The 12,157-nt window shown below is 59.8% G+C and carries 12 protein-coding genes; 2 read left to right on the top strand and 10 right to left on the bottom strand.

Annotated elements, in window-relative coordinates; genetic code table 11:
* Nucleotides 1–17: 17 nt before the first annotated feature.
* Both dapC and GTQ41_RS05890 read left to right on the top strand, forming a co-directional pair.
* On the top strand, nucleotides 18–1,217 hold the full coding sequence (gene dapC / locus GTQ41_RS05895; RefSeq protein WP_047291860.1) for a succinyldiaminopimelate transaminase: 1,200 nt from the start codon (nucleotides 18–20) through the stop codon (nucleotides 1,215–1,217).
* A gap of 261 nt (nucleotides 1,218–1,478) precedes the next feature.
* A complete protein-coding gene (locus GTQ41_RS05890) occupies nucleotides 1,479–2,126 on the top strand; it encodes a hypothetical protein (RefSeq protein ID WP_047291859.1) in 648 nt (215 codons plus the stop codon).
* A 21-nt stretch (nucleotides 2,127–2,147) separates the two neighbouring features.
* Here GTQ41_RS05890 and GTQ41_RS05885 read toward each other — a convergent pair whose 3' ends face one another.
* The 10 genes from GTQ41_RS05885 to GTQ41_RS05840 all read right to left on the bottom strand — a co-directional run bounded on the left by GTQ41_RS05885 (nucleotide 2,148) and on the right by GTQ41_RS05840 (nucleotide 12,138).
* Complete coding sequence (locus GTQ41_RS05885; RefSeq protein WP_041072355.1) at nucleotides 2,148–3,779, bottom strand: Na+/H+ antiporter; 1,632 nt, start codon at nucleotides 3,777–3,779, stop codon at nucleotides 2,148–2,150.
* A gap of 518 nt (nucleotides 3,780–4,297) precedes the next feature.
* On the bottom strand, nucleotides 4,298–4,804 hold the full coding sequence (locus tag GTQ41_RS05880; RefSeq protein WP_217325467.1) for a lysis system i-spanin subunit Rz: 507 nt from the start codon (nucleotides 4,802–4,804) through the stop codon (nucleotides 4,298–4,300).
* Nucleotides 4,804–5,226: a cell wall hydrolase gene (locus tag GTQ41_RS05875; RefSeq protein ID WP_047297611.1), complete on the bottom strand. Its 423-nt coding sequence runs from the start codon at nucleotides 5,224–5,226 to the stop codon at nucleotides 4,804–4,806. The genes GTQ41_RS05880 and GTQ41_RS05875 overlap by 1 nt, the downstream gene beginning before the upstream one ends.
* A 59-nt stretch (nucleotides 5,227–5,285) precedes the next feature.
* Nucleotides 5,286–6,479, bottom strand: a complete 1,194-nt coding sequence (locus GTQ41_RS05870) for a tail fiber domain-containing protein (RefSeq protein WP_217325315.1) — start codon at nucleotides 6,477–6,479, stop codon at nucleotides 5,286–5,288.
* A 24-nt stretch (nucleotides 6,480–6,503) separates the two neighbouring features.
* On the bottom strand, nucleotides 6,504–7,166 hold the full coding sequence (locus GTQ41_RS05865; RefSeq protein WP_121184008.1) for a hypothetical protein: 663 nt from the start codon (nucleotides 7,164–7,166) through the stop codon (nucleotides 6,504–6,506).
* Nucleotides 7,163–7,516, bottom strand: a complete 354-nt coding sequence (locus GTQ41_RS05860) for a hypothetical protein (RefSeq protein ID WP_047297530.1) — start codon at nucleotides 7,514–7,516, stop codon at nucleotides 7,163–7,165. Before GTQ41_RS05860 ends, GTQ41_RS05865 begins: the two co-directional genes overlap by 4 nt.
* The gene (locus tag GTQ41_RS05855; protein ID WP_217325466.1) at nucleotides 7,513–10,554 is read right to left on the bottom strand and encodes a DUF1983 domain-containing protein; all 3,042 of its coding nucleotides are present in this window, start codon (nucleotides 10,552–10,554) and stop codon (nucleotides 7,513–7,515) included. Before GTQ41_RS05855 ends, GTQ41_RS05860 begins: the two co-directional genes overlap by 4 nt.
* On the bottom strand, nucleotides 10,551–10,949 hold the full coding sequence (locus GTQ41_RS05850; protein ID WP_047297607.1) for a hypothetical protein: 399 nt from the start codon (nucleotides 10,947–10,949) through the stop codon (nucleotides 10,551–10,553). Before GTQ41_RS05850 ends, GTQ41_RS05855 begins: the two co-directional genes overlap by 4 nt.
* Nucleotides 10,950–10,951: 2 nt before the next feature.
* Complete coding sequence (locus GTQ41_RS05845; RefSeq protein ID WP_047297606.1) at nucleotides 10,952–11,554, bottom strand: hypothetical protein; 603 nt, start codon at nucleotides 11,552–11,554, stop codon at nucleotides 10,952–10,954.
* Nucleotides 11,554–12,138 (bottom strand): hypothetical protein, encoded by a 585-nt coding sequence (locus GTQ41_RS05840; protein WP_217325465.1) that lies wholly within the window; start codon nucleotides 12,136–12,138, stop codon nucleotides 11,554–11,556. Before GTQ41_RS05840 ends, GTQ41_RS05845 begins: the two co-directional genes overlap by 1 nt.
* Nucleotides 12,139–12,157: the final 19 nt, after the last annotated feature.

The raw sequence follows: 12,157 nt of genomic DNA, 5'->3' as shown, positions 1-12,157 counted from the left end.
CATTGAACGAGGCCCCCATGAACAACGCTCTGAACCAGCTCCAGCCTTACCCGTTCGAAAAGCTCCGCGCCTTGCTCGGCAGCGTGACGCCGAACCCGGACAAACGCCCGATCGCCCTGTCGATCGGCGAGCCGAAACACCGTTCGCCAAGCTTTGTCGCCGAAGCGCTGGCGAACAATCTGGATCAGATGGCGGTGTACCCGACCACCCTCGGCATCCCGGCCCTGCGCGAAGCCATCGCCGGCTGGTGCGAACGTCGCTTCGGCGTACCAAGCGGCTGGATTGATCCGGCGCGCAACGTGCTGCCGGTCAACGGCACCCGCGAAGCACTGTTCGCCTTCACCCAGACCGTGGTCAATCGCGGTGACGATGCACTGGTGGTCAGCCCGAACCCGTTCTATCAGATCTACGAAGGCGCCGCGTTCCTCGCCGGGGCCAAGCCGCATTACCTGCCGTGCCTGGACGAAAACGGTTTCAACCCGGATTTCGACGCGGTCTCGCCCGACATCTGGAAACGCTGCCAGATTCTGTTCCTGTGTTCGCCGGGCAATCCGACGGGCGCGCTGATCCCGGTCGAAGTGCTGAAAAAACTCATCGCCCTGGCGGACGAATACGATTTCGTGATCGCCGCCGACGAGTGCTACAGCGAACTGTATTTCGACGAACAGACCCCACCGCCAGGCCTGCTCAGCGCGTGTGTCGAACTGGGCCGCAAGGACTTCAAGCGTTGCGTGGTGTTCCACAGCCTGTCGAAGCGCTCCAACCTGCCGGGGCTGCGTTCCGGTTTCGTCGCGGGCGACGCCGATGTCCTCAAAGGCTTCCTGCTCTACCGCACCTACCACGGCTGCGCGATGCCGGTGCAAACCCAACTGGCCAGCGTTGCGGCATGGAATGACGAAGTGCACGTGCGCGCCAACCGTGCGCTGTACCGCGAGAAATTCGACGCTGTCTTGGCGATCCTCAGCCCGGTGATGGATGTGCAGCGTCCGGACGGCAGTTTCTACCTGTGGCCGAACGTACAAGGTGACGACGCGGCGTTCTGTCGCGACCTGTTCGAGCAAGAACACGTGACCGTGGTGCCAGGCTCGTATCTGTCCCGCGAGGTAGACGGTGTGAATCCGGGCGCCGGTCGTGTGCGCATGGCCCTGGTTGCGCCACTGGCTGAATGCGTCGAGGCCGCAGAGCGGATTCGCGCGTTTGTCTCTCGCCAGTCGTAAGTGTCTTTACCGTGCCAGTTTTGCTGGCACGGTAACCGGTCATAAAACCGTACATATATTCAATTTACCGATTCAACCTCAGCCCCTAGCATCCGTCATTCAAAGCAACTTGTCGGGAACAACAAGCAACCCGAGAAGTTAAACCTGAAGAATGAAAACATGGATGTTCCGTAATGCAATCAACCTGGCTTCAACCAAACAAACAATTCGAACACACACTTATCTCCCGCAACATTAAATGTACTTGGGAGATTCAAAAACATGTGGGCTAAAAACAATCCGGCGAAATTCTGGACTCCCGGCAGCACACTTCGCATCGCGTTCCTCAACGGTACGCAGGCATTCAAGGACGAAACGATCGCCGCCGCCAGCAACTGGTTGCCGCACATCAACTTGAAGTTCGATTTCGTCGAAGGTGAAGAAGGCGATATCCGCATACTCAGTCAACCGGGAACGTTTTCCTCTCTGATCGGTACCGATGCTCTGTTACATCCCGATGAGCCGACCATGCGACTCTGGCCACACCCACCGAGCCAGGCACGTTATTTCGCAGCCAATGTCATGCATGAGTTCGGTCACATGCTCGGCGCAGAACATGAACAGACCAACCCCACGGCAAACATTCCCTGGGATAAACCAGCCATTTATAAACAACACGGAATAACCGCCGACCCGGAAGAGGACAACTACCAGGCCAGCGTGACGCGCAAACGACTGCACGACTGGTATTTTGACCTCGGCAATCCCGACGAAAGCATTTACTCAGAGTACGACCAGAAGTCGATCATGCACTATCCCGTCAGCCAGTCGTGGACGCTCGGTGACTTCCAGATCTTCATTAATCTGGACCTCAGCGAACAGGATAAAACCTTCATGTCGAACGCTTACCCCTACCCCGCGAGTCAGTGAGCGCGCCAGGTCCGTATCGGACTATTTGACCTGCCCCAGATTTGCCTCGCTCAAATCAAGCTCGCTCAATACTTCTCTGAGCACGTCATCACCAATCTGGTGATGACGGCTCAGGCTATACAACTCAAGGCGTTGCGCCCGCAACGCCTTGAGTCGCAAACGGCGCTCCAGCAGATCCATCTGGAACGCCAGCGCCTGGGCTTCCGCCGAATCGTTGAACACCTCAAGCTGATGCCGGTACTCGGACATGATCCGCGCCTTGAGTTCGGCCGAGAGTGCTGCCTGCGCAGCGTCCTGCGGCGCGACCTCTTCGGTTTCCAGCGCATGGATCGCCGCCTCGGCGGTCTTGCGCCAGGCGTCGCGCACTTCCTGACGGCGCTTGTCGTCCGGACTTTTCTCGATGCCGCGCAGTAGCAATGGCAAAGCGATACAGGCGCAAATCAGCGACAACAGAATCACCCCGGCGGCGATGAAGATCAGCAGATCGCGCTCGGGGAACGCCTCGGCCCCCATCAGCATCGGCACCGACATCACACCGGCCAGCGTCACCGCACCGCGCACACCGCCGACGGTCAGCAGCCAGCAGGATCGCGCGGTCGGCACTTGCGTCAGGTCGCCCTTGCCGCGCAAACGGCGCAGCAGCACCGACAGGCGCCAGATGCTCTGCACCCAGATAAAGCGCAACAGCACCAGCGCGAGGAAAATCGCCACCACGTCGAGACCTCGGTACAGCAGCGTCGGCCACAACGTCGGCTCGTGGCTGACCACCGCTTTGATGATGTCCGGCAATTGCAGACCCAGCAGCAGGAAGATCAGACCGTTGAAGGCAAATTCGAGCAGCGACCAGACGCTACGGTTGAGCAAGCGAGTGCTGGTCTGTCGTGGCAACAGATCGAGCCAGCTCTGCATCATTCCCGCCGCCACCGCCGACAGGATGCCCGAAGCGCCCAACCGCTCGGCCAACACATAAGCCGCGAACGGCAGCAGCAACATGAACACCACGTGGGTGGCCGGATCGTCCCAGCCCCGGGCGATCATCCACGCGCGCAAACGCCCGACCAGCCAGCTCAGCACCACGCCGACGGCCAAGCCTCCGACCGCCACCAGCACGAAGGTCAGGCTGGCATTGGCCAGTGAGAACACTCCGGTGACCGCCGCAACCAGGGCAAACTTGAACGTCACCAGACCCGAAGCATCGTTCATCAAGGCTTCGCCCTGCAGTATGTGCATCAGCGGTGTCGGCAAACGGTTCTGCGAGATCGCCGACACCGCCACGGCGTCGGTCGGCGACAGCACCGCGGCCAGCGCGAAGGCCACCGGCAGTGGAATTGTCGGCAACAGCCAGTGAATGAAGTACCCGGCACCGACCACGGTGAACAGCACCAGGCCGACCGCCAGCGTCAGGATCGGCCCACGCAAATGCCAGAACTCGCGTTTGGGCATCCGCCAGCCATCGGAAAACAGCAGCGGCGGCAGGAACAGAAACAGGAACAATTCGGGGTCCAGCGCCACGTGCAGGCCCAGTGTCGGCCAGGCCAGCAAGGCACCGGCGGCGATTTGCACCAGGGGCAGCGGCAGCGGGATGACCCGTCCGACCAGCCGCGAGACGCTGACCAGCATCAGCAGGATAAGGACGGTGTAAGCGGTTTGCATAAAGCGGAAATCTCAGACAATCGACAGCGTTGAACGGTCATATTAGCCGCTCAGGATACGTCTGACCGCTGCACCTATGTCGCACTGCTGGAACGCAGTCCCCTTGTGGGAGCGAGCCTGCTCGCGAATGCGGTGCCTGATTCAACAGAGATATTGCCTGGCACGGCCCCTTCGCGAGCAGGCTCGCTCCCACAGGTTTTGCAGCGTTACGACAACCGTGGCCGCCCGAAACGCGTTGGTCATGGCATAATCCGACACCATTTTTTTCCAGCACCTGTAAAGGGGGCGATTCCTTGACCGTTTCAAGTAAAACGTTGCACCTTTTCGGCATCAAAGCCTGGGATGCCGCATAAGAATCGATCAAGGCCTTTAAAATCAAGGCCTTGAGCCGTAAATCAGCACTGAAAACCACCCGATTTTGCGACTGTTCAGAACCCAATAAACATTGGCCCAAACGGTTGCGTTTTGGGGAAGACTTTCACACCCGCCTGCGGCGTCCTGCCGACCCAACACAACTCCTATTTTTGCAATTCCCGCATATAAGCCTGACACGCCTGCAGGGCAATCAGCCCCCGGTCGCCGGTGTCGGTGATGGCGATAATTCGTTGAGCATGCGCCGGGTCAAGTCGGGCTCGTACGGCTGCATGATCCAAGCCGCCGGTGCTGGAGGTGGTTGGCACGTCGCAGCCTTTGGCAGCGTCGGTTGCGTCGAGGAGGACTGACAGCCGCAAATCAGAAGTGGCAAGGCGATCGCGAAGACGATCTTGGTCACGTTGGGCATCGGTCATTTTCCTGAAGTGGGTTTGCTCACTGGACGCCAGCTTCTGCTCGAGCACCAGCCGTTTGTCCTGCTCGGCCTGCTGTGCAGTGGCCGCGGCCTGGGTCAGTTGATTGAGGATTTCGGCGTGCTGCTGGGACTGCTCGGCCAACTGCTTGCCGTAGCGCCAGTCCTGAAACTGCCAGGCGCTGCCAGCGCCGATCAGCACCAGCGCCAGCACGCCAACCGCTTTCCACGGAACGACCATCACGGCACATCCCTGAAGAAGACGTGCCCACCCAAACTGAGCGTCTGCTTGGCCTTCGCCGCCCAGGCCGGCGCCTTGATGTTGGTAGCGTAGTAATGCGTGGCGCCGCCGGTGGGATCCGGCACCTTGCCGTCGATCACTTGATCAGCAGCGATTCGGCATTGCGCCAGCTCGCGAAACGGGATTTCCTTTACGCCGATCAGGAACTGATAGTTCGGGTCAGTCTTGTTCCAGCAGCTGAACTGGTAAGGCTTCTGGCACACGCCGGCGTAGCCCTCGCCCCACCACGAATTGGTCTTGCCATCGAACACGCGGTTGCGGATCGTCCAGGCCACGGCTACTTGTCCGGCCGGGCCTTCACCTCGGGCCTCGCCCCAAAGCGTGCGGGCAAGGATGTCGCGATCTTTTTCGGTTACAGGCATCACTTTTCTCCAGGCAAAAAAATACCCGCTCAATGGCGGGTGGATTCGAAAACCGGCAGTTATGAACTTGGCTCAATCGCGCTGATTCGGCTTTCAAGTTGTTTATTTCTCAACGAAAGCTCTTGCACTGCACCAACCAGATAGGAAACGAGACCGAGTGAGTCGAGCGAAAGAATTGAGGTGATATTGTCCTTCGTTTCGCCCTCGATGATCTCGCCAGTCACCAGCGCTGAATCCGATACCATTACATCTTGAGCGATGAAACCTCGTTTTATGCCGGACTGAGCAACCGGCCCACGCTGTGAAAATCTGTAGGTAACCGGCCGCAGTGACTCAACTAGCGAGAGGTCGCCAGAGGTATCTTGAACGTAAGTGATTTCATCCTTTATGCGCTCATCCGACGCGGTGTACTGAATCGTGCCAGTGTTAGTGCCATCCACCCACACCTGCATGCCGGAACCCCAAAAGAGATTCCAAGTACTCGAACTGGACGTACCGCCGTTACTTGAGCGATACCCAGGGGGGAAAAACGTGGCGCTAGAGATAAAATATCCGGCGCTACTGGACAAAGTTGCAGCATTATTCAACCGCAGAGTTGCAACGTTGGCTGCCGAGCCAGTCTGCACAGCGCCTGTCATCCTGGGGTCGTTGCCAGCGGCGACAGTTCCAGCACCCGTGCCAACTTCCAGAACAGCCGCACTACCCAATCCGAGGCCAGTTCGCGCGGCCGCCTGTGTTTTCCCTCCCGTACCACCTTGAGACACAGAGAGAGCTGTAGTCATCCCTGTAATGGAGGTGATATCGCCGTTCGCGCCAGACTTCGCCGCCTCCAGCGTGGCGCGTGCCGCTGGTGCGTCCGTGTCATTCAACAGCCCTTCGATGAAAACGGAAAGATCGGTTATGCCCGTGCCGCCCTTGCTGGGAGGCAAAATGTCGTAGTTCCCAGTAGTCCCGAGCGCCGCCAGCTTCTCGCCGTAGTCATTGAGGATGGCGCGCACCTGGTCGGACAGATCCTTCTGGTAGCCCTGTACCGGCATGATCGAGTAGAAGCCGCCGGCCGCTGTCGGGCCTTCGTAGTTGGGCGAGATCGACAGAGCCGTATTGCTGGCGATGTTGGTCACCTCGTACCAGCGACCGTCCGGCCCGCGAAAGCCATCGCCGACCCGGCTGTTGGCAATGAATGCGGTGCCCGAGCCTGTCACCGCGTTGGAATTTTGGGTGACAGAGACCGTTCCCGTCTTGTACCAAGGCATTGTATATCTCCAGAAATAAAGGTTTCAGGCCAGCAACTTGGCGCAGAGAAATGGGCGATGGCCCTGGTCAGTCCAGGCTGTAAAGGCAAGGCTGTACATCATGATGCGGCCGCCAGCGTAATCGACTCCCAGAGCGCAGCCGCCACCGGTACCGTCGTTGTGGCAGTTCATCGTGAAAGGATTGAGGGACACGTACTCACCTACCCCGAGGCTCTTGTTGATACCCCATAAGTACCGGCGCCCAACACTGAGCTGTTCGGTTCCGAGATACGTCCAGTTGCCAGCAGCGAACGTAACGACCACCGCCGGGGCGCCGCTGTCGTAAACAAGCGCGCCAGCGCCATCCCACAGCCGCATCCCATAAGCAGCGGTACCCATCGAAGCCCATGCCGCCACGAAATACTGCCCGCTGAGGGTTTCATTCACCCGTGACGCGTTCATGGCAAAGCCAGTCCAGTTACCCGGCCCTCCCGTAAACCACACTGAAATGGGAACCTGAATCGCGCCTCCCTGATCAGGACGAATGAACACCATTGGCGGGTCTTGGCTGGTCACCGCCCGGGCAAACGTACCTGATGCAGTTGCAACACCGGAATAGGTACCTTTGGTGAGAAGGCAGAGCCTGGGTGCCTCCGAATCAATTTGAACAAACGAGTTGTCATTGATGCTCTGAAAGCCGTAACTCATGTCGAATACCTGATGGCGTAGCCCTTGGCGACGATCCTTGTCTGAATTGTCGAGGCGCTGGCTGACGGATTCTTAGGCCTGACAATCACTTGGCCGACGGCAGTCGTGACATAGGGATAGGACTTGGCATTGCCGCTACCGTCTGTTTCTGACGACTGCACATCCTGTGCACGCGTCGGAATGATCATGAACACGCAGTTGGCTGGGTTGAAGCCTGGAATATTGAGTGTGTAGCTGGGCGTGCTACCGCTGAAGTCGATCACGCCCTGCCACAGCACCTGATAGGTAAAGCTGTTGGTATCCATCCCGAGATTGCCATTCTCGTCCCAGACTCTTGCTCCATAGGTCATGCGTCCAGATCTCCAAGCTGCACCCGTTTCACGCCGTTTTGATCGAACACCTTTATCGCTCTGTTGGTCATCGTCAGTCGCCCGCCACCGGGCGCTGGCCCGTTGAACTCGAGGTTTCCTGCTTTATCCAAGCGCCAACCCAGAGCACCGGCAACATAGTTGTCGGATTGCAAGTACTGGCCGATTTTCAGCATCGTGATGCTGCCGTCCTGAATAAACGCCGAGTTCATGAACACCTGGCCACCCTGCACTGCAAACGGCACCGAGATGGCGCCGCCGGCAATCGTGTTGACGATGGCAAACCGGTCAGCGCTGACCAGGAACTGACTCTGCAGCCCGGCACCGGTGTTTTCGATGCCAAGACCGATGCCAGCCGCGACGTACTGCCCATTCGCCGTGACTTGCATCTTCACCGACCACATCGTGTTCAACTTGCCGGCCGTGTCCGCGTAGGCGGTCGAGGTCTGCTGAATGGCCGTCGAGTTTTGCCCGACGGAAACATTCAATTGGTCGATTTTCGTCGCGGTCGCTGATTCGTTAGTGGCCACCACCTCTTCAAGCTCGGTGATGTTGGCAGCGTTCTCTCCGATTTTCGCGTCGAACGTCGTGACGCGCCTTGCCATTGCCTCGTTTTCGGAGGCTCGAACCTTCGATTCCGATGCGAGCGAAGCGGTGCTGGTATAGCTCTTGATCGCGTCTGCAAGATCACCAGCGCCATCATCGTCTCGATAGGAGGCGCGCAGGGCTTCGAAGGCCGTTGCCTGGGCCGTAACCACGCCGTCGAGTTCAGTGATCTCGGCAGTGTTGGTGGCAACCTGCTGGGCAAGTCCATTAGCCGTCTCAACGGTCTGGCCAACGTCGAGCCAATAGGCAGGGTTCGGCGGAGGCGTGTCTTTCGGCACCGGCCCAGTCGCCTGATAGATGCGCTTGCCCTGCACCACCAGGTCGTACTCTTCGTAGGTATCGTCGGGGTTGTAACCCTTCAGCCCGTCGAGCGCATCGATCTGTTCCTGCAAGCCTGGGATTTTGTCGATTTCGTCGACGATGTCCTGTCCCAACTCTGTGCGACCAATCTTCCCGGCCAGCGCCGCAAGGTATGCCGATACATCGTTTGAGGTCTGAGCCGGCACATATAGAAAGGAGCTTTTCCCGTAGGCGTTCGATGAGCGGATGAAGTAGTAGTAGTTGGTCCAGAACCCCAGCCCGTTGTGGGTGAAGGTCAGGCCTTGCCCCAGATATTCGGCATCCGCAGACGTTGCCGTCGGCGAAGTGCTGAAGAAGTATTCGTAGGTGCCTCCGTTCAGCCCATTTTGTGAATTGCTTGGGATCAGCACGATGCTGTCGATCGAGGACTGCACCACGCAGCTCTCTGGAATGGGCGGCCCGTTGATGCTGACGGTGATCGTTGCCTCACCGGAACGCGCCATCGGCCCAACCGCCGCCACGCTCATTGTGTAGTTTCCAGACGGCAGGCCGTTAATGGCGATCTCCGTCGAGGTGGCCGGAACGTTGTGCGACTGCACCGCGGTAGCGCCCTGCCGAACGATGACGATGTATTCCTTTACGATGCCTGTCGGTGGAAGCCACGACAGCACGCCCTGAGTTACCTCGGCGGTGGTGTCCTGCGTCCACGTGACTGCACTCGGGGTACCGAGACCGCCGGCCGGCAGATTGATGAATCCGATCGGGTTGTACGGTTGGCCCACGGCATCATCGAAGATCGCCGCCTCGTACTGTTTGACCTGGACGGTGCAGCCTTCGCTGTCGCCCATTGACCAGTCCGATACGATGAACTCGCCCAGGATGTTCAGCGACGGCAGGTTGACCCGCACCACGCGGCCCGGCCGGCAGTTGTAGCCGGCGAAGTTCATCGGAATGCTGATCGCCCCGCCCGCGCGGCGCCGGCGCAACTCCATGTTCGCCAGGCGCTGGGCCTGATACGGATCGGTGACGTAGGAGTAGGTCAGCGTTTCTGCCGCCTCGCCGCCATCCTCGACGATCCACTGAGCAACACTGACCTCCGGGTAGTCGGTTTCCGTCCACGACTGCGACGGATCAATGAACGTGCCCCGGACGGTATTGATCGCCGAGTCGTTGGTCGGCTCGGTGCTGCCGGTGACAGTGCCGATCACCATGTCCTCGGTGATTTCGAAGTCATACGGGCCGTAGTACGCGCCAGCCTGAAGCATCCAGCGCCCACCAACACGGATCAGGTGGCCACCGCAGGCCGCTTCCAGTTTCTGCAGCACACCCGTGCGCTGCTCGTCCGCGCCGATCACACAGCCGCTGCGATAGCGCTGGCTGGTCGAGCCATCGGCATTGGTCAGGGCCTCGTCGCACACGTTGGCAGCACTGGCGAAGGTTTCGAACACGATCTCGTCGTCCGGCACGCCACAACGCGCGCGCAGGAACCAGAGCAGGTGCAGCGCGGTATTGGCGCTGTAAACAGCGGTACCGGTGCGCGGGTCGTAAACGTCGTTGCGGCCGCGCACCACGAAACGGGTGTCCGGGATGCCCGACGGGAATTTCTCTGCGCTGTACTGCAGCGAAACCCGAACGAACGACAGACCCCGGCCGATCTGGCTGTCCTTCCAGTCTGGGCAGTTGGCCTTCAGGAAAGCGTTCACCTGAGTCGGATTCACCACCAGCTCATACGTCGCCTGCGCGCCGTAGCTGCCGATCTCTTCCTCGCCAAGGTAGATGTTTTCAAGCGCGGTGATCGGGCCCTCGCACAGCACGTACACCAGGTGCAGCCACTCGCCCTCACCTTGCGCACCGGCCTGCTCCTGCGCCCAGACCAGCACGCCACCGGTTGAAACGCGGCCGAGGATGAAACGGACCGGCGCCTTCGACGACCGAACAGTCTGCGCCGACGGCTCGTTGTCGCGCAGTGGCGACTTGGTATTGAGCTTTTCCTGCTGCTCCGATGCGTAAAAGGCCAGCGCGGCGCCGGCGACCGCTCCCCACGGGCCACCTTGGGCAAAACCAACAACCGCACCGACTACAACCGAGGCAAGTTTTCTGACGCCGCCGCTCATTCAACCCTCCACGCGGCCAGTGGCTCGCATACGACACGGGCTGCGCCGTCGTCGGTTGTTGCCCAATAATCGCCAGCCCAGAAAACAGCCATGCTTCGGCCGCCGGGGGCGTCGTACAGCACCACGTCACCGCGCTGGATGAACGTCAGCGGTACCCTTGCAAAATGGGCATCCCACGCCGCCTCAAGGCTGCCGTGCTGCTTCTTCAGCTGCCGCTTGGCGCCGGTTTCCGTCGTGTACTTGCCCCGATAGTTCTCCGCCGGATCAACGCCACACACCGACACCGTGCAGTCGGCGGCGAACAGGCAGCAGTCAAATTCGCCCCATGAAAAAGGCCGCTCTTGGGCGGCCTTGATCGTTTCGTTCAGACGTGTTGTCCAGTCTCGGTAGCGCATGGCTAGCTTCCATAGGTGAATGTTGGTGCGTCCTTCTTCGAGCCCCAGTAAATGGGCCACTCGGACATCTGGGCGATGGCGTAGAAAAACCGGTCGCCCTGGTGGCGCGCGCGGTGATTTTCGTCAGTGAATCGTTCGGTGCCGGTGCGGCTCCACTCGGCCATGCGGTCAATAACAGGGACGGTGATGCTGTTGCCGTCCTCGCCATTGCCAGCGAAGGAGAACTTCGCCGCGTCCATCCGGCCGGAGAACAGAATGTCCGCCGCGTAGTTGCCGGCCTCGTCGAACACCACGAACATGACTTTGGCCATCCGCCCACGGCAGCCTCGGACGTTGGTTTCGGAAAGGATGTAGGCATCGAGACCGCTGAGGGTCAGCTCGACCGACATTGGCGAGCCGGAGTTGTCGCTCTCCTGCGACTGGCTGACCTGGCCGAAATTGCCCACGCCGAGGTAGGTAATGCCGTCGATCACCAGATCACCGGTACCGGTATGCGCGAAGACCATGCCGTCGACGAAGTCGAGCTGCACGGCATACACCGGCATGAATCGGCCGGTCGCGATGATGTTCACCACGTTCTGGCTGAACGGGAATGCTGATGGCATCAGAACGCCTCCCTGAATTGGTAGCTACCGTTGGCGATCACCGGCTTTACGGACATGGCCCAGGTGTCGGTGGTCATGCGCATTTCTGAATATGGGTTGAGGTACTCGACGGCGGTACCGGCCGTGAGCGTCCTGCGGATCCGCTTGTTGAGCGACACCGTCACCCTGCCCTGCGCATTTGCTGATGCAGGATCAGTGACTTCAAACATCTCGCCGGCGATGGTGATGTAGTCGCCGGCGCTGAAAGCGGGCGCGTTCGCCGTTGCGCCGCCGATGATCATTGACCGCGCCTGCGCGTTGCCGGTGACCACTGAGAGCGCGCCGACACTGTTGGTGCGCCGGCGGGTAAAGGCCGGAAGGTTGAAGGTGCCGAACATCCCATCCAGTCGCCCGAGAAACGCTGAAAGCTCGCGCTCCTGCTCTCTGGTCAGCACCCCAAAGGTCAAGGTGCATTGCCAGTAAGCGCCCGGGTAGCCGACGATCTGCTGGGCATTTGACAGCGTCGATGTGAACGCCCTGCTGTTGTTGACGATGCCCCACGTCATTTCTGACGGGCGCAGCGAAGCCGGCCACGTGAGAGCCATGCGGTACTCCTTGGAGAAA

Origin of the sequence: Pseudomonas sp. AN-B15 (genome assembly GCF_019056475.1) — a bacterium.
In the GTDB taxonomy this organism is placed as follows: domain Bacteria; phylum Pseudomonadota; class Gammaproteobacteria; order Pseudomonadales; family Pseudomonadaceae; genus Aquipseudomonas; species Aquipseudomonas parakoreensis.
The sequence above is the reverse complement of the archived record's forward strand: the minus strand, read 5'-3'. Positions and strand labels throughout refer to the sequence as shown.

Coding starts and splice junctions, on each gene's coding strand:
- dapC (WP_047291860.1), top strand. CDS start 18: ATGAACAACGCTCTGAACCAGCTCCAGCCTTACCCGTTCGAAAAGCTC.
- GTQ41_RS05890 (WP_047291859.1), top strand. CDS start 1,479: ATGTGGGCTAAAAACAATCCGGCGAAATTCTGGACTCCCGGCAGCACA.
- GTQ41_RS05885 (WP_041072355.1), bottom strand. CDS start 3,779: ATGCAAACCGCTTACACCGTCCTTATCCTGCTGATGCTGGTCAGCGTC.
- GTQ41_RS05880 (WP_217325467.1), bottom strand. CDS start 4,804: ATGGTCGTTCCGTGGAAAGCGGTTGGCGTGCTGGCGCTGGTGCTGATC.
- GTQ41_RS05875 (WP_047297611.1), bottom strand. CDS start 5,226: ATGCCTGTAACCGAAAAAGATCGCGACATCCTTGCCCGCACGCTTTGG.
- GTQ41_RS05870 (WP_217325315.1), bottom strand. CDS start 6,479: ATGCCTTGGTACAAGACGGGAACGGTCTCTGTCACCCAAAATTCCAAC.
- GTQ41_RS05865 (WP_121184008.1), bottom strand. CDS start 7,166: ATGAGTTACGGCTTTCAGAGCATCAATGACAACTCGTTTGTTCAAATT.
- GTQ41_RS05860 (WP_047297530.1), bottom strand. CDS start 7,516: ATGACCTATGGAGCAAGAGTCTGGGACGAGAATGGCAATCTCGGGATG.
- GTQ41_RS05855 (WP_217325466.1), bottom strand. CDS start 10,554: ATGAGCGGCGGCGTCAGAAAACTTGCCTCGGTTGTAGTCGGTGCGGTT.
- GTQ41_RS05850 (WP_047297607.1), bottom strand. CDS start 10,949: ATGCGCTACCGAGACTGGACAACACGTCTGAACGAAACGATCAAGGCC.
- GTQ41_RS05845 (WP_047297606.1), bottom strand. CDS start 11,554: ATGCCATCAGCATTCCCGTTCAGCCAGAACGTGGTGAACATCATCGCG.
- GTQ41_RS05840 (WP_217325465.1), bottom strand. CDS start 12,138: ATGGCTCTCACGTGGCCGGCTTCGCTGCGCCCGTCAGAAATGACGTGG.